Raw genomic sequence first — 23,130 nt, 5'->3', positions numbered from 1 at the left:
AGCCCTGAATGCAAATTCTTATGAGCAGAGGTGGTGCGGGCTGTGCACCGGCACGAGGCAGGCGTGCACCGATAAAGCGCGGGAAAACCCTAGGCGTCATGCGCGCCCGATCGCACTGCCGGGCCGCTCAAAACCCCGGTCTGTGCCTGGTGTCAGGGATTGGTGATTGATTCACATCAAGCCTTGGGGAGATGGTGTTTCCCCTTGGGCCTGCAATCGGGAACAATGGGGCAAAGTCTGTTTGAGGGAGGACTGCTCTTGCTCACGTTCAACACAATTCTGGTGCTGCTGGGGGTCTGTTGCGTAGGCCTGCTGGTCGGTTTTTCCTGGCGCGAGCAGCGCTGGGGCCCCTGGGTCATGCTGGTGTTCGTGGTGAGTCTGCTGTCGCTGATGAGCTACGCGATTCTCAATCTGCTGCTTTAGCACCGCAGGCCAAGGCGGGACGCGCGCGCAGCGGGGCCTTCCACAGCTCGGCCAGCAGCAGACCGGCAATCGTCATGATGCCGCCCACGGCATGGTAGGCCGCCAGGGGCTCGTTCAGGGCGAATGCCGCGATCAGGGCGGTGAATACGGGGATCAGATTGAAGAACATGCTCGATCGCCCGGGCCCCAGCGTCTGCACCGCCTTCATCCACAGCAGCGGCGCGGCGATGGAGGCCATGATGCCGGCATAGCCCACCAGCGGCAGGTTGCTGGCGTCAAGCCCGGTCTTGGGCGAGAAGAGATAGAGCGGGAACTGCACGATCACGGCAACCAGCACCTGCAGATACAGCAGCTGCACCGTGGCCAGGCGCGGCATGGGCCAGCGCTTGAGCAGGATGTTGTAGACCGCATAGGCCAGCATGGCCAGGAACATCATGGCGTCGCCCAGATTCAGGCCCTCGGAAGCCAGATGGCTGAGCCGGCCCGATGAAACCACAAGCGCGACTCCCAGGATCGCCAGCAATGAGCCCCAGATGCCGCCATGCGTCAGCGGCTGGCCCAGCATGAACACGGCCAGGGCCAGTACCAGCATGGGCGTGAGCGAGCCGATGATGCCCATATGCGTGGCCGTGGTGAAGTGGGCGGCGTAATAGGCCAGGCTTTGGTAGATGACCATGCCCAGCACGCCCAGCACGAAGATCCGTGGCAGCAGAGGCTTGATGTCGGCGCGCTGGCGCCAGATCGAGGGCAGGACGAAGGGCGTGAACAGCACGGCGGCCACCAGCCAGCGAAAGAACCCGATCTCGGCCGCGCTGATGCTGTCTGCGGCCAGCTTGCTGACCACGGTGTTGACCGACCAGATCAGCACCGCGCCCAGTGGTAATAGGTATGCACCCATATGAAACTCCTTGAGGTGCTTATGATGCGCTTGACGTATTTGAAGCGCATTGCTGATTTCAGACATTTCATAACTCAAGCCGGACGAACCCATGCCTGCCTCTGCCCAGACTCCCGGCCCGGCCGCCAAGCGGTACGCCGTACAGATACTGGACACCGACACAGTGCCTGGCAGCTACTACTTTCGGTATGACGAGTTCGGCGAACACAGCGAGGCTCCGCCGCACAGCCACCGCTGGGGGCATCTGAACTATGCGGCCCACGGCAGCCTGAACATGGATGTGCCCAGCGGCCATATCCTGTGTCCGCCGCAGCACGGGGTATGGATTCCGCCGGGCGTGGTGCACAGCTGCTATTTGCAGCATGCGGTGCAGTACCGCTCCGTCTATCTGGCCCCTGATCTGTGTGCGGACCTGCCGCAGACGGCGGGCTGCATGCGCCTGGGACCCATCGTCAAGGCCGTGCTCGCGGACTTCGGCGCCAGGGGCGTGCAGATCCCGGTGACGGACGCAGATCTGCGTCTGGCCCGGGTGGTGCATGACCAGTTACGAGCCACGCCGCTGGAGCTGAGCTTTCTGCCCATGGCCCGGCATCCCGCGCTGGTGCAGGTGCTGGACGCCATGCAGTCGCGCCCCGACGACCACCGCAGCCTGGCCGAATGGGCCGAGACCGTGCACATGACGGAGCGCACGCTGGCACGCCACTGCCAGCGCGAGCTGGGCATGAGTCTGGGCGAATGGCGCCAGCGCATGCGTTATCTGCAGGCCATCGACGCGCTGGAGGCCGGCCACACCGTGCAGCAGATCGCCTACGATCTGGGCTACAGCACGCCCTCGGCCTTTATTGCCATGTTCCAGCGCGAGTCTGGCCTGCCTCCCGAGCAGTTCAGGCGCGAGTTCTGTGCAAGTTCTTTCTGAACGCGGGATAATGCGCGCCGTGAAGTGCGCCAGACCGCCGCTGGTACAAGTGCCGAAAGGCCGTACTGGAGGAACGTCCGGACTGCATAGGGCGGCGTAGCAGCTAACAGCTGTCCACCGTGAGGTGAGGATCAGAGCAACAGAGACGAGTCTGGCAGGAGTGCCGCAAGGCAGACCAACCAGGGTGAAACGGGCAATCTCTACGCGCAGCAATACCAAGTAGGCACACGTTGACGGGGCCCCCGGAGTGTGCGGGTAGGTAGCACCGAGCCATCAGGCGACTGATGGCCAAGATTAATGGCGGTCACATGGCGGGCAACCGTTGTGCACAGAATCCGGCTTATCGGCGCACTTCACACTTTCTTCCTCGATCGGGCACAGCCCGGCGAATCCACTGCATTCACTCCACCATCAGCGCGAACAGCTGATGGCGGTGGTGGATATCGAGCCGCGCAAAGGCGCGGTTGCGATAGGTCTTCACGGTGGCTGCGCTCAGTCCGAGATCGGCCGCAATGCCGTCCTGGGTCATGCCGCGCAGCAGGCGCAGGCAGACCTCGAGTTCGCGCACTGTCAGACCCGGTGCCAGCTCTCGCAGGCGAGCCGACCATTTCTCATCGCCGGCAGCCATGTCCGCCGTCAGCGCTATGTGCTTGTGCGTCAGAGCCATCAGGGCGCTGGACAGGTCCGCGAAGTCGCTCAGATGCCGGTCGGCAAAGGGTTTCTGGTGCGCATGGCGATAGAGGTTGACGGCGAACACCGAGCCATCGGCACCGGGCTCGGCAATCGAGATGCGCTCTGCCACGCCATGCGCGTCATACACGCACTGGCGATGCAAGGGCGTGACCTCGTTGGCCTGCACATGGACCAGATTGCGGGCGCCTGGCGTGCGCATATGTCCGGGCCATTCCTGGCCCCAGCTTCTGTCCTCGTGCTGGGGTCCCGATAGATAGGCGCTCCAGCACTGGCGCGTGGTGTCCAGGACGCCCTGGGAGGCCGAGAGAAACAGCCGCGGCCGGCAGCTGCCGATGCGATACACCGACAGCGAGGCCGTGGGCGCAATGGCGCTCAGCTGCGCGAGCGCGGCCTGGGCAAAACAGCCCTGTCCCAGATGCTCCACCAGACCAGCCAGCAAGGCGCTGGCCTGGGCCATGCCACTGGCCGGCATGGAGTCAGTCGTCGAAGGTAGCTTCCAGGTTCTCATCGGTGTGTCTTGGCGTGGGTTGTCATCTTCTTGGGGGACAGCGAAATCTTCAACAGTGCTTACGCTCATGTTCCTGTGCTTGGACATCGCAAGGAGAGCAATGCTGTCGCCAAACCATGATTTCCAGATTGCCGCTCCAGGGCTGCGCCACTTTGCCGAATTTCGCGTGCAGGTGGGGCCGGCGCAGGAGGTGGGCGAAACGACACGCGGCTTGCGGCGTGTGATCCCCATCGTCGGCGGCCAGGTACAGGGAGAGGACTGGTCGGCGCGTGTGCTGTCGGGCGGGGCCGACTTCCAGCTGCTGGTCAGCGATGAAGTGGCCGAGCTGGACGCACGCTATGTCATCGAAACCGACGGCGGCGATCTGATCTATGTGAGCAACCATGCCTTGCGCACCGGGCCGGCCGAGCTGATGCAGCGTCTGCGCCGCGGCGAGAGCGTTGATCCCTCGGCGATCTACTTTCGTTGTGCGCCCCGCTTTGAAACAGCCTCCAAGCGCTTTGCCTGGCTGGGGCAGCGCCTATTCGTGGGTGCGGGAGCGCGCTTTCCGGAGCAGGTCGTCATGCGGTTTTTCGAAGTGCTGTGAAACAGCATCGCAACAAGGAGACAAAACATGAAAGTACTGCAAATGCAGAACCTGCCCGGACTCACTTCAGCACGGGCCTGGCGACGTCGGCGGCTGGCCCTGGCACTGCTGGCCGGCGGCAGTGCAGCCCTGGGCGTCGCTCAGGCCCAGACGGCTTATCCGAGCAAGACGGTGCGCATGATCGTGGGCTTTCCGGCGGGCACGGGACCCGATGTAGTGGCCCGGCTGCTGGCACAGAAGCTTTCCGAAGCATGGGGAGGCGTGGGCGTAGTGGTGGACAACAAGCCCGGTGCCGCCGGCCTGATCGCAGCCAGCGAGGCGGCGCGTGCATCGGCCGACGGCTACACCATCATGCTGGCCGAGACGGGACAGCTCAGCATCGCTCCCAATACCTACCAACGGCTTGCCTACCAACCGCGCAAGGATTTCGCCCCCGTCAGCCAGGTGGTGAGTTCCGACTTCGTGCTGCTGGTCAACCCCGAAAAGGTCAAGGCGCGTAACGTCAGGGACTTTGTGGCCTGGACCCGGCAGCAAAACGGCTTGTTCATGGCCACCTTCGGAGCGGGAACGCCGGGGCATTTCGGGGCTTATATGTTTGGCGATGCCGTGCAGTCCAAACCCGAGGTGGTGCACTACAAGAGCACTTCGGATGCCTTGAGCGGCCTTTTCAGCGGCGATGTGCAGGGGGTGTTCGCTTCCTCCGGCATGGCGATCCCGCAGGTGCGTGCCGGCAAGCTGGTGGCCCTGGGAAGCACGGGCAGCGCGCGCGTGGAGCAACTGCCCGAGCTGCCGACCATGAAGGAGCAGGGCTTTGGCAACCTGGAGTTCAGCTCCTGGTTCGGCATCGTGGCGCCCGCCAGGACACCTGCGGAGGTGGTGAGCAAGCTCAATACCGATCTGCTCAAGGTCCTGCAATCGGGCGACGGCAGGGCGCGGCTGCAGGAGGCGGGCTTCAGAGTCACGGGCACCAGCGCGCAGCAGTTTGCCGACATCATTGCTGCCGATACCGTCAAATGGGGCAAGGCGGTGGCAGCGACGGGCTTCAAGGCGGATTGAGCGGACCGGCGCGTGCCGCGGCCGAGTCCGGTTGGCGGCGCGCGAAGGCCGTTCCGCTCAGAACCTTTCCCAGGGCATCAGATAGCGCCACTGGCCCTCGGGCACCTTGGCCAGAGAGACGCGGCCAAGGCGCAGCCGGCGCATGCTGACCACCGTCAGGCCGATGGCGGCGCACATCTTCTCGATCTCTTCGGGCGCAATGCCCTTGAGAGCGAAACGCAGGTGGTTTTCGCTCTGCCAGCTCACATGGCAGGGAGGCATGCGACGATGGCCGTTGCCGCCAGGGATAGGCAAGCCTTCGTACAGAATGTCCAGGCCATCTTCAATGATCTGGCCCTCTACGCCGACGATGATTTCCTGCTCCAGCCACATGCCTTCTTCGGCCAGCTTGCGTGCCACGCGCTTGTCCTGGGTGTAGACGATGAGGCCGCTGGCAGGCAGGGGAATCGTCAGAAACGACTCCAGATTCCTGAAGTGATGATCCAGCACCAGCTGGGGCATGGGCGTATCCAGCTTGGCTTTGGTGTCTTCTCTCAGCAGCGAATGCGCGCTGCGCACCCGGCCATAGGCCGGGCCCTGGGTCATGCCCGAAGGCTTGTTCATCAGGATGGTGACGGGCGGAATGGCTTCAGGCTTGGCATCCTTGCGCAGGATCACTACCTGATCGGGGCGCACGCGGGTTTCGGGCACTTGCACCACTTTGCCGTCCACCTGGACATTGCCCGCGACGATATGGAGCTCGGCTTCGCGGCGCGAGCATTGTTCTTGCTCCGCCACGCGCTTGGCCAGGCGGATGCTTTCTTGTTCAGGCAGGGATTCAGACATGGCGAGAGCTTAATGCTCCGGCCATGTCCTAGTTGTCCACAGGTCTAGCGCGGCGGTCGCGGCGCGCTATCTGCCAAGGCAGAGCTTCTGGATGCGCTCCACATGCGCCAGCAGCGATTGCTGGGCCACGGGCCACAGGGCTTGCGGCGTGTCGGCGTAGGCAATCGCCACCCAGTCCTGAATGCTGCCGTCCGGCTTGGTGCGCATGGCCTGATGCACCTTGGCCTCGCGCGCCAGGCGGTGGGCCTTGAGACGTGTGATCTGATGTCGCGCAAAGCCCAGCACATAGCCGTGGGCGGGAAGGATGTAGCGAATGTCGTACTCCAGACACAGGGAGTGCAGCCGGTCCAGCGAATCGAGGTAGTCGATCATGTTGCCGTCCGGCGGGCTGATGACGGTGGTGCTGCCATTGAGGATGTGATCGCCACTGAATAGCAGTGCGTCCTCCTCCAGCAGAAAGCACAGGTGGTTGGCCGCATGGCCGGGCGTGAAGATGGCTTGCAGCGTATGCGTGATTTCGCCTTCTGCCCCTTGTCCGCTAAGCGTGATGCGTTCTCCGTCCTGTAGCGTCACCTCGGGTTTGAAGCGACTGTTGGTGCGCGCGGTGGGCGCCGAAGGCCGGCCCATGATGGGCGGCCTGGCATGGCCGGAGAGCAGGACCATGGCCTGCAGCGGCGCGGCACCCGGCGAGTGATCGGGGTGGGAATGGGTGCAGACGATGTAGCGGATATCGCCGCCGGCGGCATCGTGCAGTCGCTGCAGATGCTCGGCATCGTTCGGTCCGGGGTCGATGGCGATATAGCCGGTATGCGCATCGCCGACCAGATAGCTGTTGGTGCCGGGGCCGGTCATCATGCCGGGGTTGGGGGCCGTCAGACGCAGCAGGTTCTTGCGCAGCGGCACGGCTTTTTCAGGCTGCCAGTCCAGATGGTGAATGCCGTGGCCGTCGGGCAGCACCATTTCCAGTTCGCCATAGGCCATATCGGTTTCGGTATGGCGTGTGTCTTTGCCTTTCAGGTGGCCGCCACGGGGGCAGGCCTGCCACAGCGGCTTCTCGCTGAGCAGGGCGTGGATCACGGCCTGGGTATCGGGCTGGTGAGCGATGCGCTGCAATGTACGCTGGGTGGGAAAGAGGATAAACAGCTTTTTCTCTTCAAAGCGCGCAATCGCATCCTGCGGAGAAATCCAGGTGGGCTCGAACTGCTCGGTTTCGTCGGCCACCGCCGTCTGACCCTCGGGCATGCGGGCCACAAAGAACGGCACGTTAAAGCGCTTGGGCAGGTCCAGTGGTGCGGTCCAGTGGGCCAGATACCAGAGCTGGTCCACGGCCAGCGTCCAGCCGCGCGCGCGGCATTGCTCATACAGCGATGCCTTGCGGTCCAGTTGCTGAACTTGGGCCGGTGGAACGGGTTGGCCGGCCTGGTCATAGGCCAGCAGGATGCCCAGCTCCTCAAAAGTCTCGCGAATGCCTGCCAGAGCCTGGGTGATGCGTTCATCTCCCGCCTCGGCGATCATGCTGGGGCGCACGCGCGCCAACGCATGACTGGCTGGGGCTGCATCTTCATCTTCCTGGCCGCCGCCGGGGAAAACATAGGCATTGGCAAAGATGCCTTGATCTGCACGCCTTGTCATCAGCACTTCAAAACCCTTGCCGTCGGCGCAGTCGCGCAGCAACAAAAGCGTGGAAGCATCGCGCGCGGGAACTGGCGTGCGCTGGGGCTGAAGCAACTGGCTGGGGCGGGGCTGGCTGGGTGATGTCATGAGGTCACATTATGCGAAGTCGCCGCGTTCGTGAATGTCACACCTGGACTAGTTGTGCACTCCTGCTGCGCGAATCGGGGAAAGCACTGAGAGCAAACGGCCAAGGATGTCTTGCATTTAGTTATTTTAAATAACAATAATGATGCAAAAGGAATGGTTATGACTCATAAAGAAATTGCAGTTGAGTTCCGCGGCGAAGCCGAACAGGTCGCCGTCATTCGCCTGATGCGTGCCGCCAAACGCAACGCCTTGTCCGATGGGCTGGTGCTGGGTCTGCGCGATGTATTCATGAATATGCCCGCCAGCGTGCGCGCTGCAGTGGTGGATGGAGATGGACCGCATTTCTGCGCCGGCCTGGATCTGAGCGAACTCAGCGAACGCGATGCGGCCCAGGGCGTTCTGCACTCACGCATGTGGCATGAGGCGCTGCGCCAGGTGCAGTTCGGCGCGGTGCCCGTGGTCGCCGCCCTGCATGGTGCCGTGGTGGGGGGCGGCCTGGAGCTGGCCAGTGCCTGCCATATCCGTGTGGCCGACAGCAGTACTTTCTATGCCTTGCCCGAAGGTTCGCGCGGCATTTTCGTCGGCGGCGGCGGCTCGGTGCGCATCCCACGCCTGATCGGAGCCGCACGCATGGCCGACATGATGTTCACAGGCCGTGTGTACAAGGCCGAAGAGGGTGAGCGCATTGGTCTGTCGCAATATCTGGTGCCCGAAGGACATGCGTTGGACAAGGCCGTGGAACTGGCGCTGCGCATTGCCGAAAACGCCCCCATGACCAATTACGCCCTGATGCACGCATTGCCCAGGATTGCCGATCAGCCCGCCGATCAGGGGCTGATGACAGAAGCTCTGATGGCTGCCGTGGCGCAGAGCGCGCCAGAAGCCAAGTTCCGTTTGCAGGAATTTCTGTCAGGGCGGGCCGCCAAGGTCAGCAAGGACTGAAAGCACTCTCAAAAAACAACGCTGTGGAGACAAAGACAATGCAGGAGACAAACACAGCCATGCAGGCCCTCGGCCAGGTGGTAGAGGGGGGCAGGCCCCGGTACCGCGAACTGGAGTTCGGCGTGCGCAGCATCCAGGTCAGGGAGGCAGGCGACGGCACTTTCTACGTGCGCTCCGACCGGGAGCTGGCAGAGCACGCAGCACGCATGACTGACAGGCTGCTGCACTGGGCGCAGACCACGCCGCAGCAGACCTTCATCGCCCAGCGGCAACGACTGGCCGACGGCAGCACCGGTGATTGGCAGCGCATCGACTATGCCCAGACGCTGGCAGCGGCGCGCAGCATTGCGCAGTCCTTGCTGGACAGAAAGCTCTCGGCAGAGCGTCCCGTCATCATCCTCAGCGAGAACGATCTCGACCATGCCATGCTGGCCATGGGTTGCCTGTATGCAGGCGTGCCCTATTGCTCGGTCTCCACGGCCTATTCGCTGGTCAGCACCGATTACGCCAAGCTGCGCCATGTGGTCGATACGCTCACGCCAGGCCTGATCTTTGCCGCCGATGCGGCGCGCTATGACAAGGCGGTACGCGCCGTGCTGTCCGAGGGCTGTGAGGTGGTGTACCGCAAGCCGGCCGTCGATGCCCGGACCTGCACCTTGTTTGCCGACCTGCTGGCGACCGAGCCCACAGCTGCGGCGGATGCCGCCATGCAGGCCACCGGGCCCGACACCATCACCAAGTTCCTGTTCACCTCGGGATCGACCAAGCTGCCCAAGGCCGTCATCAACACCCACGGAATGTGGTGCGCCAACCAGCAGCAGATTGCCCAGACCATGCCCGATATGGTCAAAGGCCCGCCCGTGCTGGTGGACTGGCTGCCCTGGAATCACACTTTCGGAGGCAACAAGAACATCGGCCTCGCGCTCTATCACGGCGGCACTGTCTATATCGACGAGGGCAAGCCTACGGCGGCGGGCATTGCCGAGACGCTGCGCAATCTGCGCGAGATCTCTCCCACCGTTTACTTCAACGTACCAACTGGCTTCGAATACATCGCCCGTGCCATGGAGAGCGATGCGCAGTTGCGCAGCAGCCTGCTCAAGCGCGTCAAGATGTTCTTCTACGCAGGAGCCTCTCTGGCACAGCCCGTCTGGGATAGCCTGCACCGCACGCAGGAGGCCGAGTGCGGCGAGCGCATCGTGATGGGCACGGGCCTGGGCATGACCGAGTCCTCGCCCTCGGCCCTGTTCATCAACCGTCCCGATGTGCGCTCGGGAGACCTGGGCGTACCGGTGCCGGGTCTGGAGCTCAAACTGGCGCCTGTGGATGGCAAGCTGGAGGTGCGCTACCGCGGGCCGAACGTCACGCCCGGCTACTGGCGCGCGCCCGAAGCCACGGCAGAGGCGTTTGACGAGGACGGATTCTTCCGCACCGGCGACGCCGTGCAGTGGCGCGACCCGCAGGATCGAAACCAGGGTCTGCGCTTTGACGGCCGCATTGCCGAAGACTTCAAGCTGGCCACGGGCACATTCGTCAACGTGGGGCCGCTGCGGGCCAGGATCATCCATGCCGGCGCGCCCTATATCCAGGATGTGGTGCTGACTGGTCTGGATCGCAAGGAGGTCGGTGCCATCGTTTTCGGGACCCCGGCCTGTGCAGCCTTGAGCGGCCTGGCAGCGGGAGCGACGCTGGAGCAGATCATGCACAGCGAGCCCGTGCAGCAGCATTTGCAGACGGTTCTGAACCAGCTGGCGCAGACGGCAACCGGTAGTGCCACCCGCATTGCGCGGGCAGTGGCGGCGATCAGGCCGCCCTCGCTGGACCTGGGCGAGGTTACGGACAAGGGCTCCATCAACCAGCGTGCCGTGCTCCAGCATCGCGCCGATGTGGTGGCAGGCCTGTACGACGAAACGCTGGCCCTGATCCTGAAGCCCAATCTCTGAGCCAGGACAGGCTTGAGCCCAATGACAGAAAGCGCAAGCAGCTTTTAAAAGGATAGTGATATGCAAGTTCAGGATCAGATTGCCATCGTCACCGGAGGAGCCTCGGGCCTTGGCGAAGCCACGGCGCGTGCGCTGGCTGCCGCAGGCGCCAGAGTTGCGGTGCTGGATCGTCAGCTCGACAAGGCCAAGGTGGTGGCTGCCGAGATCGGCGGACTGGCGCTGGAGAGCGATATCTGCGATGCGGCCAGCGTCACTGCGGCGCTGGATGCCGTTCGCGAGCAATGGGGCTCGGATGCACGTATTCTCATGAATGTGGCCGGCATCGGCACGGCCAAGCGCGTGATCGGCCGCGATGGTGAGCCCGCACCGCTGGAGGACTTTGAACGCGTGATCCGCGTCAACCTTGTCGGCAGCTACAACATGACGCGGCTGTTTGCCGCACGCTGCGCCAAGCTGGCGGCGCTGGAGGATGGCGCGCGCGGCGTGATTCTCTACACCGCCTCGGTGGCTGCCTTCGATGGCCAGGTGGGACAGCAGGCTTACAGCGCATCCAAGGGCGGCCTGGTCGGCATGACGCTGCCCATGGCGCGTGATCTGGCCCAGCACGGCATTCGTGTCTGCACCGTGGCGCCAGGCCTGTTCGCCACGCCGTTGATGAAGGAGCTGCCCGAGCCCGTGCAGCAGTCGCTGGCGGCATCCATTCCCTTTCCTTCGCGCCTGGGCAAGCCTTCGGAGTTTGCCGATCTGGCCGTGCATATCGTGCACAACGATCATCTCAATGGCGAGGTGATTCGTCTGGATGGTGCGCTGCGCATGGCTCCGCGGTAAGTGTTACCCCCTGAGGCACTTTGCGCCTTCCCCCAAGGGGGACGACACCATCGCTGCGGGGCTGCCCTTGCTCGATGTCTCTGGGTTGGAGAGTGCCAGAGCCAGCTCAGTGCCAAAGATTGAGACGTGTATTGATTCCACAGGACCGAAGAGTCCGTATTTCAAGCAGGAGACAAGTCATGCAAGGTCGTCGCAATTTCGTCAAAGGCCTGGGCGCTGGTGCCGCGCTGGCTGCATTCGGCGGCATCGCCAGCCGCAGTGCCTATGCCCAGGGCGGTGGCCCGCTGGAGCAGGTGCGCATTCTGTACGGCTTTCCGGCAGGCAGCGCTGGTGACTCGGTGGCCCGCCGCGTGGCCGAAAAAATGGGCGGCAGCAGCTACACCAGAAATATGGGCGTGGTGGAAAACAAGCCCGGAGCAGGTGGCCGCATCGCGCTGGAGAATTTGCGCAATGCCGTCGGGGACGGCTCGGTGATTGCGCTGTCCCAGGTCTCGGCCTTCTCCATCTACCCGCATATCTATAGCAAGCTGAGCTATCAGGCCAAGGATTTCGAGCCAATTTCGATTGGAGCCATCATGCACCATGGGCTGGCTGTCGGCCCCGCCGTGCCGGCCGAGGTGAAGACGCTCAAGGATTTTCTGGCCTGGTGCAAGAACAACCCCGACAAGGCCAGCTTCGGCAGCCCCGGTGCCGGCAGTCAGCCGCATCTGCTGGGGGCGCTGCTGAGTCTGCGCTCCGGCGTCAGGCTCAGCCATGCGCCATATCGCGGCATGGCACCCGGCGTCTCGGACGTCGTGGGCGGTCAGATCGCCGCCATCATGGGTACGTGCGGCGACTACCTGAGCTATTACAAGGCCGGCAAGCTGCGCGTGCTGGCCACCAGCGGCCCGCAGCGCAACCCCTATCTGCCCAATGTGCCCACCTTTGCCGAGCAGGGCTTTGCCGATTTGACGGCGGAGGAGTGGTTTGGCTTTTACGCCAATGCCAGGACACCCGCCGACGTGCGTGCACGCGCCCATGCGGCCATCACGGCAGCGCTCAAGAGCGACGCGCTCAAGGAAAGCCTGGGTGTGGTGGGCCTGATTGCCACCAGCTCCACGCCCGAGGAGATGGCCCGTTCGCAGCAGGCCGAGTTCGAGCGCTGGGGTCCGCTGGTCAAGCAGATCGGTTTTACGGGCGATTCCTGATGACCCCTCGGTATCGAATAGCATTCGGGTCGGGATTTTTCAGACAGGCTCAAGCCTGCATATAGCGATCGAACAATAGAGGAGACAAGCCATGCAAGATCGTCGCAATTTCGTCAAAGGCCTGGGCGCTGGTGCAGCGCTGGCCGCATTCGGTGGCATCGCCGGCCGCAGCGCCTATGCCCAGGGCAGCGGGCCACTGGAGCAGGTGCGCATTCTCTACGGCTTTCCCGCAGGCAGTGCCGGTGACTCGGTGGCGCGCCGTGTGGCGGAAAAGATCGGCGGCACCAGCTACTCCAAGAATATGGGCGTGGTGGAGAACAAGCCCGGTGCCGGCGGCCGCATCGCGCTGGAGAATCTGCGCAACTCCGTGGGCGACGGCTCGGTCATCGTGCTGTCGCAGGTCTCGGCCTTCTCCATCTATCCGCATATCTATAGCAAGCTGAGCTATCAGGCCAAGGACTTCGAGCCGATTTCCATCGGAGCCATCATGCACCATGGACTGGCTGTCGGCCCTGCCGTGCCGGCCGAGGTCAAGACCCTCAAGGATTTTCTGGCCTGGTGCAAGAACAACCCCGACAAGGCCAGCTTCGGCAGCCCCGGTGCCGGTACCCAGCCGCATCTGATCGGCTCCCTGCTCAGCCTGCGTTCGGGCATCAAGCTCAGCCATGTGCCTTACCGCGGCACGGCGCCTGCGGTGTCCGACCTGGCTGGTGGTCAGATTGCAGCCGTGATGGGCCCCAGCGGCGACTTCCTGAGCTACTACAAGGCCGGCAAGCTGCGCGTGCTGGCCACCAGCGGCCCGCAGCGCAACCCCTATCTGCCCAATGTCCCTACCTTTGCCGAGCAGGGCTTTGCCGATTTGACGGCCGAAGAGTGGTTTGGCTTTTATGCCAATGCCAAGACGCCTTCCGATGTGCGTGCACGCGCCCATGCGGCCATCACGGCGGCGCTCAAGAGCGACGCGCTCAAGGAAAGTGTGGGTGTGGTCGGCCTGATTGCCACCAGCTCCACGCCCGAGGAAATGGCCCGTTCGCAGCAGGCCGAGTTCGAGCGCTGGGGACCGCTGGTCAAGCAGATCGGCTTTACTGCGGATACCTGATACACCCCCTGAGCCGCTTCGCGGCTTCCCCCTCTCTCGCTGCGCGGGAGGGGACGATGCCTTCGCGGCGGGACGGCCCTTGCTTGGCATCTCTGGCATGGGCCGCGCTCGGCGCGTATGGAGTCGTTATTTAGAGATTTTCATTTGCTGCGTTGCAGCCGGTTATGTATGTCTTATTTGCCTGCCAGTGCCGATAACGCGTTTCTTCTATTTGATGTGCTCAAGGCCGATGAGCAGTTGCAGCGCCTGCCGGCGCATGCTGCAACGGATCAGGCGCTGATGCAGCAGGTGCTGGAAGAGGCCGGCAAATGGGTGGGTGAAGTGGTGGCGCCGCTGTCGCGCGAAGGTGATGAGGTCGGCGTGCAGTTTGCAGCGGGCAAGGTCACCACGCCGCCTGGATTTGCCCAGGCCTATCAGGACTTCTGGCAGGCGGGCTGGCCTGCACTGGCCTGTGCCGAGGAGGACGGCGGCCAGGGGCTGCCCTGGGTGCTGGAAGGCGTGCTGTACGAATGGCTGAGTGCCGCCAACCATGGCTGGACCATGGCGCCGGGCCTGCTGCATGGTGCTTATGAGTGCCTCAAGCACCATGGCAGCGATGCGCTCAAGGCCGCCTATCTGCCCAAGGTGGCCAGCGGTGAATGGCTGGCAACCATGTGTCTGACGGAGGCCCATGCGGGCAGCGACCTGGGGCAGGTACGCACGCAAGCCGTTCCGGTTGGCGAATCCGAGCAGGGCGAGCGCTTCGAGATCAGCGGCAGCAAGATTTTCATTTCGGGCGGCGAGCATGATCTGACCGATAACATCGTGCATCTGGTACTGGCGCGTCTGCCCGGGGCTCCGGCAGGGCCCAAGGGCCTGTCGCTGTTTCTCGTGCCCAAGCTGCTGCCAGGCGGCGAGCGCAACCGCGTGGTCTGTGAGCGCATCGAGGAAAAAATGGGCCTGCATGGCAGCCCCACCTGCGTGATGCGCTTTGATGGGGCTGCAGGCTGGTTGATAGGCCAGCCCGGAGCGGGCCTGAACGCCATTTTCGTCATGATGAATGCCGCGCGTCTGCATGTGGCGCTGCAGGGCATAGGCCTGCTGGACGCAGCATGGCAGAAGGCCCATGCCTATGCGCTGGAGCGCCGTCAGATGCGCGCGCCAGGGGTAGTTCCGGCCTCGCGTGGCACAGGCGATGCAGCAGATCTGATCATCGAGCATCCGGCCATTCGCCGCACGCTCGATCTGCAGCGTGCCTGGGTGGATGGCGGGCGTGTGCTTGCCTACCAGACCGGTATTTATCTCGATGTGGCGCGACATGCCGAAAGCGCCCGCGAGCGCGAGCAGGCCCAGCAGTGGTGCAGTCTGATCACGCCCGTGCTCAAGGCCGCCTGGACCCAGCAGGCATTCGAGGGTGCCAGCGCCTGCCTGCAGGTGTTCGGCGGCCATGGCTACATCCGCGAGTGGGGCATAGAGCAGATCGTGCGTGATTCGCGCGTGGCCATGATTTACGAAGGCACGAATGAAATTCAGGCCATCGATCTGCTGGTGCGCAAGGTGCTGCCGGACGGTGGTCAGGCCATGGGGCAATGGCTGCTGACTTTGCGCAACAGCCTGGATGCAGGTCGGGCGCTGGATGCAGAAGTGCTGCGCTGCCTGGCCCAGCTGCGCTACTTCACCACGGTGCTGGCGCAGGCCTGCAAGGAAGATGACACCCTGGCCTGGCGCGTGGCCGACGACTACCTGCGCTGCGTGGCCGTGGTGCTGCTGGGCTGGGCGTGGGCACGTATTGCGGCTACAGCAGGGGGCGATAGTGAGCGCTGGCGAGGCCCCTGCAAGCAGGTGCAGCAACGCATATTGCCCGAAATGGACTGGCGTCTGACTCTGATGAAGGCGCAGTGGGCGCAGGCTTCCGTCGTGCACGGCAACCAGCTGTTCACCTCCGCGCATTGATCAAAATGGCTGCAAGATGCGAGCAATACCGGCACAATTGCGGTCTTTTCATCGCGCTCCTGGATTGCTCTTTTGCCTTCGAAGTTGACATCGCCAATGCTCGCTCACAAGACTGCTGAACCAGACTCCAAACCTGCACGCTCCTTGCGCGGCACGCGCTCCAGAGAGGTGGGTTCGGACCTCCCGGGCTCGGGGCAGGAGCCCAGGGACAGTGCCGAGGTTTTTGCCGTCGATCAGGTCGATGCCAGCTTTCTGGAGTCGCTGCTGGGCTACAACGCCAGGCGCGCCTCGCTGGCTCTGGTGGGAGTTTTCATGCGCTGCATGGAGCGTTTTGACCTCAAGATCGTCGAGTTCTCCGTGCTGTCTCTGGTGGGCAGCAATCCGGGTATCACCTCGCGTCAGCTCTGTCAGCAACTGGCCGTGCTGCCGCCGAATATGGTGGGCATGATCGATGCGTTGGGCAAACGCGGCTTTCTGGAACGGCGTCCGCACCCGCGAGACGGCCGCGCCACGGGTCTGTACCTGACCGCGGCAGGGCGCGAACTGGTGGATACGGCCGAGCCCGAGCTCAAGAGCAGCGAGACCCGTGCCATCGCGCACCTGAGTGCTGCCGAGCAGGTGCAACTCATGGAGTTGTTGCAAAAGCTGTATCGCTGATCCCATGGCATGGCGCAGATCCTGCGCCCGGCGCGATAATGTGCGGCATCATGCAGATTCGCTTTACCAAGATGCAAGGTGCGGGCAACGACTTTGTCGTGCTTGACGAAACCCAGGCTCGCCTGGGCTTGAGCACCGCCCAGTACCGCTACCTGGCCAATCGTCACTTTGGCGTGGGCGCCGACCAGATTCTGACGGTGCGCCCGGCACCCGCAGAGGGCGTGGACTTTGAATATGTGATCCACAACGCCGACGGTGGCGAGGTCGAGCAGTGCGGAAACGGCGCACGCTGTTTTGCGCGCTATGTGCATGACAAGGGTCTGACCGACAAGAGCGTGATCCGCGTACAGACCCTCTCGGGCGTCATCGCCCCCGAAATTCATGGCAATGGCCGCGTCACGGTCGATATGGGGGCGCCTCAGCTGGATCCGGCCAAGGTGCCATTCACGACCGACGGTCTGCAGGCCGAGACTCTGGGTTCGACGCAAAAATGGCCTCTGACGCTTGATACTCCTTTGCAGCCGGCTACAGTCTGGATAGCAGCCGTTTCCATGGGCAATCCGCATGCGGTGCAGTTGGTGGACGATGTGGATGCTGCTTTGGTGGGGTTGCACGGCCCGTTGATAGAGAACCATGCCCGTTTTCCTCAGCGTGTGAACGCCGGCTTCATGCAGATCCTCAACCGCGGTGAGGTCCGCTTGCGTGTCTATGAACGTGGTGCCGGCGAGACCCTGGCCTGCGGTACGGGGGCTTGTGCCGCCGTGGTGGCCGGCATTGGCTGGGGCCTGCTCGATCAGCGAGTCGATGTGCATACCCGCGGCGGTCTGCTGACCATTGAATGGACTGGCGGTGCGCACGATCGCGTGCGCATGACCGGCCCTGCCGAATTTGTTTTTGAAGGCCAGATCGACATACCTGATACCTTATGAACAGCTTGACCGATACCGCCATGACCGAAGAGTCGATTGCCGATTACCTCCAGGAAAACCCCGATTTCTTCGAGCGCCATGCCGAGATGCTGACAGGCGTGCGTTTGATCAGCGGCCATGGCCCACGTGCCGTCAGCCTGCAGGAACGTCAGGCCGAGATGCTGCGCGAAAAGATCAAGGGTCTGGAGCATCGCATCATGGACATGGTGCGCCATGGCAGCGAGAACGCTTCCATCGCCAACAAGATTCATCAGTGGACCCATGCCCTGGTCAAGGTGCAGGACCTGCGCGAGCTGCCCCATGCGCTCACCGCCAGCCTGCAGCACACGTTTGATGTCCCCCAGGTCGCACTGCGTCTGTGGAATGTGGCGGGCGCGCACAGCGGCACCGTCTACACCATGGGAGTCAGCGATGATGCCAAGGCCTTTGCTTCGTCTCTGACCATGCCGTTCTGCGGCCCCAATATGGGTTTCGAGCCCGTGACCTGGCTGCCCAACCCCAATGCGGTGCAGTCGGTCGCGCTGCTGACTCTGCATGACGGTGCCATGGACAGCACTTCCAATGCCTTTGGCATGCTGGTGCTGGGCTCGCCCGACCCGCTGCGCTTCGATGCCACCATGGGTCTTGAATTCCTCTCCCGCATCTCCGAGCTGGCCAGTGCCTCGCTCTCGCGCATGCGCGCTCCTGCGCTGACGCTGGCGCACGGCTGAGGCTGCAAAAGGGGGTAGATACCGATGCAAGAGCGCGAGCAGCCCTCTTTTGAGGAGCAGTACGCGCAGCTTCCGGAAGTTGTCCACAGCTATCTGGAGCATGTGCGTGTGCAAAAGCGCCTGGCCGAGCGCACGCATACGCTGTATGCGCTGGACCTGATCAAGCTGCAGAGCTTTGCGCAGGCGGCAGCTCAGGAGCTTTTGACGCTGCAACCCTCGCATATCCGCCGCTTTGCTGCGCAAATGCATGGCGCCGGCCGCAGTGCACGCGGTATCGCACTGATTCTTTCGGGCTGGCGCAGCTTTTTCCGCTGGGCGGCCCAGCGGGAGCTGGTACCTTTCAACCCCGTGGAGGGCGTGCGCGGCCCCAAAGCCGCCAAGCCTCTTCCCAAGGCACTGGCTGTGGATGATGCCGTGCAACTGGCCAGCTTTCAGAACCCCGAGGCCGATCCGTGGATGGAGGCGCGTGACGTCGCTATGACCGAGCTGCTCTATAGCTGCGGCTTGCGTGTGGCCGAACTGGTGGGGCTGGATTTGCGGCCCGACCAGCAGAGCCGGCATGAAGGCAGAGGCTGGATCGACCTGGAGGCGGGTGACGCCCATGTTCAGGGCAAGGGCAGCAAGCGCCGCATCGTGCCCGTGGGGCGCATGGCGATCCTGGCCTTGCAGCGCTGGCTGGCGCTGCGCAGCAGCGCGCTGGTCGGCACTGCACAGCTCAAGGCACAGGATGAAGCGGCCTTGTTCGTCGGCCGCCGGGGCGAGCGGCTCAGCGCCCAGTCGGTCTGGTCACGTCTCAAGCAGCGAGGCCAGCAGGCGGGGCTTGCGACTGGCGTGCACCCGCATGTGCTGCGTCACTCCTTTGCCAGTCATATGCTGCAGTCCAGTGGCGATCTGCGTGCCGTGCAGGAGCTGCTCGGGCATTCCAGCATTGCCACCACGCAGATATATACGCGGCTGGATTTCCAGCATCTGGCCCAGGCTTATGAAAAAGCCCACCCGCGTGCGCAGCGCAGCAGCGTCGGAGAGACGCCCGCTCCATTGCGCATGCCGGACGACGAAGAGCAAAACTGAAGAGTCCTGATTTGATAGCTTGAAGTGATTGTTGAGTATGTGATGGAGGTGATTTTTTGCTGAAATTTCTGCCATCCCTGCTGCCCATGCGCGCTTGAAAGCACCGCTACACTCCCCAGCTGTTATCACCGGAGCGCGCATAGGGATGCGCCGCCCGTGTTTTTTGGACAGCCGCATGTGGCGGCTGGCCGCAGCAAGAGGTTTCAACGCATGGCTCTCATTCCTGTCACCATCCTCACGGGCTTTCTGGGCTCGGGCAAGACCACGCTGCTCAAGCGCGTGCTGCACGAATCCCACGGCATGAAGATTGCCGTGATCGAGAACGAGTTCGGCGAGGAGAACATCGACACCGACATTCTCAAGACCGAATCCAAAGAACAGATTCTGCAGATGAGCAACGGCTGCATCTGCTGCACCATCCGCGAAGACCTGCGCGAGGCTTTGCAGTTGCTGGCCGCCAAGCGCCGCAAGGGGCAGGTGGACTTCGACCGCATCGTGATCGAGACCACCGGCCTGGCCGATCCCGGTCCCGTGGCCCAGACCTTCTTCATGGATGACGAGATCGCCGAGACCTATCTGATCGACTCCATCATCACTCTGGTGGATGCCAAGCATGCCAACCAGCAACTCGACGATCGCCAGGAAGCGCGCCGTCAGGTGGGCTTTGCCGACCAGATGTTCCTGTCCAAGACCGATCTGGTGACGGATGCGGAAAAGGAGGCGCTGATCCATCGCCTCAAGCACATGAACCCGCGCGCGCCCATCCGTGCCGTTCATTTTGGCGATGTGCCCCTGAGCGAAGTGTTCGACCTGCGTGGCTTCAACCTGAACGCCAAGCTGGACATCGACCCTGATTTCCTCAAGGAAGATGATCACGACCACGATCATCACGACCACAGCGCTTGCGACCATGACCATGGCCAATGCGAACACGATCATGAACACCAGCACGACGAGCATTGCGGCCACGACCACCATGACCACGAGCATGGCGAGCACTGCAATCACCCACATCACCATCATCACGACGATGACGTGAAGAGCTTTGTCTACCGCGCCGATCGCGCGTTCGACCCGGCCAAGCTGGAAGACTTCCTGGGCGCCATCGTCAATATCTACGGCCCCAAGATGCTGCGCTACAAGGGCGTGCTCGACATGAAGGGCACCAGCCGCAAGGTCATCTTCCAGGGCGTGCACCAGCTCATGGGCAGCGATCTGGGCCCCGAGTGGGAAGCCGATGAAAAGCGAGTCAGCAAAATGGTCTTCATCGGCATCGACCTGCCGCAGGACATTCTTCGCCAGGGACTGGATCAATGTCTGGTGTAAACCCTGGATTTGGGGGCTGTTTCGGCGAAAGCTAACGGTTTGCTGACAATGACTGACGGCCTGCCAAGCAGGCCGTTTTGTTTGTCTGTTATTTCTCGCAAACTGACCGAAACAGGCGCAGGCTTTGTTGCAAATTGTGGGGTATGTGCAACGGAGCCGGGATGGGGGGACTGGCGTGGCTACAATGCCGGCCCTAAAGAGGGTGTTGGAGCAATCCGGCCCTGCAAGGGCTCTGTACTGTAAGGAGACAGGACGTGACCGCTGTGAAAAGTAATCTGCCCAAGGCTGCAGCCAAAGCTGCGGCAGCGGCTGTGCACCCCCGCAGCGTCGAGACCTCTTTGGTGGACGCCGCGTTGGACAACCCGGTGCTGGTACCTGCAGCAGCGGGAGAATCTTCCAAATCGTCCAGATCCAAGCGTTCTGCATCGCCTCCAGCGCGGCAGCCTGAAACAGATGTTCCGCCCCTGGCAGCTTCGGCAGTCAAGGCTGCGGCAACCATGAGAGATACGAAAGCAATGACCAACACAAAGCAAGCTGTGCCCAAGAAAGATCCCAAGCTGGCCAACGCCTGGAAGACCAAGTCGGTAGAGGAGCTGACCGATGCTGAAGTGCTGGCCATGTCTGATGACGATTACATGAACGACGCCCAGCTGGCCTACTTCCGTCGCAAGCTGGTCGCGCTCAAGAACGATATGCATGTGAATGCGGGCGAGACTGCGGAAAACCTGCGTGAAGACACCGTCGTGGTGCCCGATCCTGCCGATCGTGCCACCATCGAGGAAGAGCACGCTCTCGAGCTGCGCACCCGTGACCGCGAGCGCAAGCTGCTCAAGAAGATCGACCAGTCCATTGCCCGCATCGATGCCGGCGACTACGGCTACTGCGACGAAACCGGCGAGCCAATCGGAGTGGGACGGCTGCTGGCCCGCCCCACGGCTACACTGTCGCTGGAAGCCCAGCAGCGCCGTGAACTCAAGCAGAAGATGTACGGCGATTGATCTGCGTCAGGCGTTGGCGGGGCTGCAGGCAGCAAAGTAGAGGACCATGGTGAAAGAAGAAAACAAGTCGGGAGGGTTGCTGTCCAAGGTGGTGCGTTTCGTGCGCCACCCGACCGTGAATTGGTCCGATTTGGAAAATCTCAACCAGGAAAGCGAAGAAAGCCAGTACAGCAAGCAGGCGTTAAAGGAGATGCTGGAGCGCAAGCGCCAGAACGACTTTGTGCGAAAGCGCGAGTTTGACCAGCTGCGCAAGCTGCGTCAGGCTCAGCTGTCCAAGACGGCGGTGACTGCCAGGGCTCCGCTCGAGACGCCGACCCCACTGGCACCTTCCTCTTTTTTGCAGACTGCCCAAAGCTCCGTGCCGGGCGAGCGCGCAGAAACCATCAAGAAGATCGACGAGATCGAAGCGCAGATGGCCCAGCAATGGTGGCGCGGCAAGCTGGCCGCTGATGCCGCCACCATGCCGCTGCAACTGCCCGAGGTCGGAGGCAGCATGCCTTCGGTATTTAAAAGCCAGCCGCTTTCGATCAGCACGTTGCCGCTGCTTCAGGATGTGTTGCCAGGCGATCTGGAGCTGCCGCAATCGGGGCGGCAGGGCAATCCTGTTGCTTTGCCGGGCCTGCGTGGCGAGACGGACTTTTCGCCGGCGTTTGCAACGACCGAGGTCTCCGCTCCAACCGATATCAACATGGTTCCGCCGTCCTTTGCGCGCTTCGAGCATGATGTCGCGCTGGAGGATGCTGCGATTGTCTTTGCCAGCGGTGACAGCGTAGCAGCCGAGACCAGTCTCAAGGCCTTGATTGCCGAGCGTGCTCAGGATACGCCGGCACAGTTGCAGGTCTGGCTGGCACTGCTGGACATGTACCGCGCAGCAGGCATGCAGGCTGAGTTTGAAGACGCTGCCATGGACTTTGTGGCGCGCTTCGGTCGTTCGGCCCCGCAATGGTTTGTGATGCCGCAGCAGGCGGGCAGGCTTAGCGAAACCGCGCCGGATGTCGCAGCAGTGCAGACCGGCTTTCGCTGGCAGGCTCCTGTGCATTTGGATGAGCCTGGCTTCAAGGCGCTGCTGGCCAGCAAGGCGCGCAGCGTCGGCAGCTCGGTCATGGACTGGAGCGTTCTGGAGAGCCTCGACCCCGGCGTGAAGAAGCCGCTGCTGGATGCGGCACAGCGATGGGCCGACGAAAAGGGATCACTGGTTTTTGCCGGCCATGAAAGATTGCAGGCCGTGCTCAGCAAGCACACCCCTTCCGGTGATCGAGCCGTCGATCAGGACTGGTGGTATTTGCGTCTGGCCATGCAGCGCCTGATGCATCTGCAGGACGAATTTGAGCTGACGGCGCTGGACTATTGCGTGACCTACGAGCTGTCGCCACCCTCGTGGGACGATCCGGTCTGTGCGTATTCGAACGAAGGGCAGGCGCAGAACCTGCGTGCCCAGGATAGCCGGCTCTTGGGGCCGGAGACGATTCAGCCCGGCATGCTCTGGAAGGAGCATCAGCCGCGTTTTGCGCTGCAAGGCGTGATCGACGGCGATGCATTGCCCTGGCTGGCCGAGGTTCAGGAAAAGGCCAAGCTTGGCGAAGCCATTGCCATTGACTGCGCGCGCCTGGTGCGCATGGACTTTGCTGCCGCAGGCTCGGTGCTGAACTGGGCTGCGCAGATGCAGGAGCTGGGTCATGTGTTGCAGTTCGGTCAGTTGCACCAGTTGCTGGCGGTGTTCTTCAATGTTGTTGGCATTCAGGAGCATGCACAGGTGATCCCAAGGAGGGACTAGCTCCCTGGGTGGCTATGCCGCCTCCCCCCAAGAGGCGGCGTCTCCGGCTGGAGTCGGGCCGTTTGAGG

At 62.8% G+C, this 23,130-nt stretch carries 21 protein-coding genes and 1 other RNA gene; 18 read left to right on the top strand and 4 right to left on the bottom strand.

Annotated features, from left to right (window positions below; translation table 11 throughout):
- Window positions 1–258 precede the first annotated feature (258 nt).
- Complete coding sequence (locus FSY45_RS04375) at window positions 259–423, top strand: hypothetical protein (RefSeq protein WP_223305621.1); 165 nt, start codon at window positions 259–261, stop codon at window positions 421–423.
- On the opposite strand, the gene FSY45_RS04370 is transcribed toward FSY45_RS04375, so the two are convergent.
- Window positions 407–1,321 (bottom strand): DMT family transporter, encoded by a 915-nt coding sequence (locus tag FSY45_RS04370; protein WP_039050235.1) that lies wholly within the window; start codon window positions 1,319–1,321, stop codon window positions 407–409. The genes FSY45_RS04375 and FSY45_RS04370 overlap by 17 nt on opposite strands.
- A gap of 91 nt (window positions 1,322–1,412) precedes the next feature.
- On the opposite strand from FSY45_RS04370, the gene FSY45_RS04365 reads away from it, so the two are divergent.
- Both FSY45_RS04365 and rnpB read left to right on the top strand, forming a co-directional pair.
- Window positions 1,413–2,237: a helix-turn-helix domain-containing protein gene (locus FSY45_RS04365; protein WP_046460582.1), complete on the top strand. Its 825-nt coding sequence runs from the start codon at window positions 1,413–1,415 to the stop codon at window positions 2,235–2,237.
- 21 nt (window positions 2,238–2,258) lie between these two features.
- An RNA gene (gene rnpB / locus FSY45_RS04360) (RNase P RNA component class A) lies at window positions 2,259–2,596 on the top strand.
- Window positions 2,597–2,637: 41 nt separating this feature from the next.
- On the opposite strand, the gene FSY45_RS04355 is transcribed toward rnpB, so the two are convergent.
- Window positions 2,638–3,438 carry a LuxR family transcriptional regulator gene (locus tag FSY45_RS04355; protein WP_080944390.1) on the bottom strand — a complete coding sequence of 267 codons (801 nt, stop codon included), beginning with the start codon at window positions 3,436–3,438 and terminating at the stop codon, window positions 2,638–2,640.
- A gap of 100 nt (window positions 3,439–3,538) precedes the next feature.
- On the opposite strand from FSY45_RS04355, the gene FSY45_RS04350 reads away from it, so the two are divergent.
- Window positions 3,539–4,024, top strand: coding sequence for a DUF3237 domain-containing protein (locus FSY45_RS04350; protein ID WP_046460583.1), 486 nt, complete (start codon window positions 3,539–3,541; stop codon window positions 4,022–4,024).
- A 27-nt stretch (window positions 4,025–4,051) separates the two neighbouring features.
- Window positions 4,052–5,080 (top strand): tripartite tricarboxylate transporter substrate binding protein, encoded by a 1,029-nt coding sequence (locus FSY45_RS04345; RefSeq protein WP_223305622.1) that lies wholly within the window; start codon window positions 4,052–4,054, stop codon window positions 5,078–5,080.
- Window positions 5,081–5,137: 57 nt separating this feature from the next.
- Here FSY45_RS04345 and FSY45_RS04340 read toward each other — a convergent pair whose 3' ends face one another.
- On the bottom strand, window positions 5,138–5,905 hold the full coding sequence (locus FSY45_RS04340; RefSeq protein WP_046460585.1) for a pseudouridine synthase: 768 nt from the start codon (window positions 5,903–5,905) through the stop codon (window positions 5,138–5,140).
- Between the two features lie 66 nt (window positions 5,906–5,971).
- Window positions 5,972–7,666, bottom strand: a complete 1,695-nt coding sequence (locus FSY45_RS04335; RefSeq protein ID WP_046460586.1) for an MBL fold metallo-hydrolase — start codon at window positions 7,664–7,666, stop codon at window positions 5,972–5,974.
- Window positions 7,667–7,825: 159 nt separating this feature from the next.
- Here FSY45_RS04335 and FSY45_RS04330 point away from each other — a divergent pair, with 159 nt between their 5' ends.
- The 13 genes from FSY45_RS04330 to FSY45_RS04270 all read left to right on the top strand — a co-directional run bounded on the left by FSY45_RS04330 (window position 7,826) and on the right by FSY45_RS04270 (window position 23,062).
- Window positions 7,826–8,608 (top strand): crotonase/enoyl-CoA hydratase family protein, encoded by a 783-nt coding sequence (locus FSY45_RS04330; RefSeq protein WP_148747923.1) that lies wholly within the window; start codon window positions 7,826–7,828, stop codon window positions 8,606–8,608.
- A gap of 38 nt (window positions 8,609–8,646) precedes the next feature.
- Window positions 8,647–10,551, top strand: a complete 1,905-nt coding sequence (locus FSY45_RS04325) for a feruloyl-CoA synthase (RefSeq protein ID WP_046460587.1) — start codon at window positions 8,647–8,649, stop codon at window positions 10,549–10,551.
- Window positions 10,552–10,611: 60 nt separating this feature from the next.
- The gene (locus FSY45_RS04320; protein WP_003069033.1) at window positions 10,612–11,379 is read left to right on the top strand and encodes an SDR family NAD(P)-dependent oxidoreductase; all 768 of its coding nucleotides are present in this window, start codon (window positions 10,612–10,614) and stop codon (window positions 11,377–11,379) included.
- A gap of 179 nt (window positions 11,380–11,558) precedes the next feature.
- Complete coding sequence (locus FSY45_RS04315; RefSeq protein ID WP_046460588.1) at window positions 11,559–12,566, top strand: Bug family tripartite tricarboxylate transporter substrate binding protein; 1,008 nt, start codon at window positions 11,559–11,561, stop codon at window positions 12,564–12,566.
- A gap of 91 nt (window positions 12,567–12,657) precedes the next feature.
- Complete coding sequence (locus FSY45_RS04310) at window positions 12,658–13,665, top strand: Bug family tripartite tricarboxylate transporter substrate binding protein (protein WP_003069028.1); 1,008 nt, start codon at window positions 12,658–12,660, stop codon at window positions 13,663–13,665.
- Between the two features lie 168 nt (window positions 13,666–13,833).
- Window positions 13,834–15,597 carry an acyl-CoA dehydrogenase family protein gene (locus FSY45_RS04305; RefSeq protein WP_046460589.1) on the top strand — a complete coding sequence of 588 codons (1,764 nt, stop codon included), beginning with the start codon at window positions 13,834–13,836 and terminating at the stop codon, window positions 15,595–15,597.
- A gap of 96 nt (window positions 15,598–15,693) precedes the next feature.
- A complete protein-coding gene (locus FSY45_RS04300) occupies window positions 15,694–16,254 on the top strand; it encodes a MarR family winged helix-turn-helix transcriptional regulator (RefSeq protein ID WP_003069024.1) in 561 nt (186 codons plus the stop codon).
- 50 nt (window positions 16,255–16,304) lie between these two features.
- The gene (gene dapF / locus FSY45_RS04295) at window positions 16,305–17,183 is read left to right on the top strand and encodes a diaminopimelate epimerase (protein WP_034362972.1); all 879 of its coding nucleotides are present in this window, start codon (window positions 16,305–16,307) and stop codon (window positions 17,181–17,183) included.
- Window positions 17,180–17,893: a DUF484 family protein gene (locus FSY45_RS04290; protein ID WP_003069020.1), complete on the top strand. Its 714-nt coding sequence runs from the start codon at window positions 17,180–17,182 to the stop codon at window positions 17,891–17,893. Before dapF ends, FSY45_RS04290 begins: the two co-directional genes overlap by 4 nt.
- Window positions 17,894–17,917: 24 nt before the next feature.
- Complete coding sequence (locus tag FSY45_RS04285) at window positions 17,918–18,964, top strand: tyrosine recombinase XerC (RefSeq protein WP_046460590.1); 1,047 nt, start codon at window positions 17,918–17,920, stop codon at window positions 18,962–18,964.
- A 210-nt stretch (window positions 18,965–19,174) separates the two neighbouring features.
- Entirely contained in the window at window positions 19,175–20,290 is a 1,116-nt protein-coding gene (locus tag FSY45_RS04280) for a GTP-binding protein (RefSeq protein ID WP_034362970.1), read from the top strand.
- Window positions 20,291–20,544: 254 nt separating this feature from the next.
- Window positions 20,545–21,288, top strand: coding sequence for an RNA polymerase-binding protein DksA (gene dksA, locus FSY45_RS27765; protein WP_003069012.1), 744 nt, complete (start codon window positions 20,545–20,547; stop codon window positions 21,286–21,288).
- Window positions 21,289–21,334: 46 nt separating this feature from the next.
- The gene (locus FSY45_RS04270; protein WP_046460591.1) at window positions 21,335–23,062 is read left to right on the top strand and encodes an STAS domain-containing protein; all 1,728 of its coding nucleotides are present in this window, start codon (window positions 21,335–21,337) and stop codon (window positions 23,060–23,062) included.
- Window positions 23,063–23,130 lie beyond the last annotated feature (68 nt).

The sequence above is a fragment of the Comamonas sp. Z1 genome (assembly GCF_008121555.1).
GTDB classification, from domain to species: Bacteria; Pseudomonadota; Gammaproteobacteria; order Burkholderiales; family Burkholderiaceae_C; genus Comamonas; species Comamonas thiooxydans.
Note: the sequence above shows the minus strand (reverse complement) of the source record. Positions and strands in the feature narration are given on the sequence as shown.

Bases quoted from the DNA above. Each gene is read 5' to 3' on its own strand.
- FSY45_RS04270 (WP_046460591.1), top strand. From the start codon at position 21,335: ATGGTGAAAGAAGAAAACAAGTCGGGAGGGTTGCTGTCCAAGGTGGTG.
- FSY45_RS04350 (WP_046460583.1), top strand. From the start codon at position 3,539: ATGCTGTCGCCAAACCATGATTTCCAGATTGCCGCTCCAGGGCTGCGC.
- FSY45_RS04365 (WP_046460582.1), top strand. From the start codon at position 1,413: ATGCCTGCCTCTGCCCAGACTCCCGGCCCGGCCGCCAAGCGGTACGCC.
- FSY45_RS04310 (WP_003069028.1), top strand. From the start codon at position 12,658: ATGCAAGATCGTCGCAATTTCGTCAAAGGCCTGGGCGCTGGTGCAGCG.
- FSY45_RS04345 (WP_223305622.1), top strand. From the start codon at position 4,052: ATGAAAGTACTGCAAATGCAGAACCTGCCCGGACTCACTTCAGCACGG.
- FSY45_RS04355 (WP_080944390.1), bottom strand. From the start codon at position 3,438: ATGAGAACCTGGAAGCTACCTTCGACGACTGACTCCATGCCGGCCAGT.
- FSY45_RS04370 (WP_039050235.1), bottom strand. From the start codon at position 1,321: ATGGGTGCATACCTATTACCACTGGGCGCGGTGCTGATCTGGTCGGTC.
- FSY45_RS04325 (WP_046460587.1), top strand. From the start codon at position 8,647: ATGCAGGAGACAAACACAGCCATGCAGGCCCTCGGCCAGGTGGTAGAG.
- FSY45_RS04280 (WP_034362970.1), top strand. From the start codon at position 19,175: ATGGCTCTCATTCCTGTCACCATCCTCACGGGCTTTCTGGGCTCGGGC.
- FSY45_RS04305 (WP_046460589.1), top strand. From the start codon at position 13,834: ATGTCTTATTTGCCTGCCAGTGCCGATAACGCGTTTCTTCTATTTGAT.
- FSY45_RS04315 (WP_046460588.1), top strand. From the start codon at position 11,559: ATGCAAGGTCGTCGCAATTTCGTCAAAGGCCTGGGCGCTGGTGCCGCG.
- FSY45_RS04285 (WP_046460590.1), top strand. From the start codon at position 17,918: ATGCAAGAGCGCGAGCAGCCCTCTTTTGAGGAGCAGTACGCGCAGCTT.
- FSY45_RS04320 (WP_003069033.1), top strand. From the start codon at position 10,612: ATGCAAGTTCAGGATCAGATTGCCATCGTCACCGGAGGAGCCTCGGGC.
- FSY45_RS04335 (WP_046460586.1), bottom strand. From the start codon at position 7,666: ATGACATCACCCAGCCAGCCCCGCCCCAGCCAGTTGCTTCAGCCCCAG.
- FSY45_RS04290 (WP_003069020.1), top strand. From the start codon at position 17,180: ATGAACAGCTTGACCGATACCGCCATGACCGAAGAGTCGATTGCCGAT.
- FSY45_RS04330 (WP_148747923.1), top strand. From the start codon at position 7,826: ATGACTCATAAAGAAATTGCAGTTGAGTTCCGCGGCGAAGCCGAACAG.
- FSY45_RS04340 (WP_046460585.1), bottom strand. From the start codon at position 5,905: ATGTCTGAATCCCTGCCTGAACAAGAAAGCATCCGCCTGGCCAAGCGC.
- dapF (WP_034362972.1), top strand. From the start codon at position 16,305: ATGCAGATTCGCTTTACCAAGATGCAAGGTGCGGGCAACGACTTTGTC.
- FSY45_RS04300 (WP_003069024.1), top strand. From the start codon at position 15,694: ATGCTCGCTCACAAGACTGCTGAACCAGACTCCAAACCTGCACGCTCC.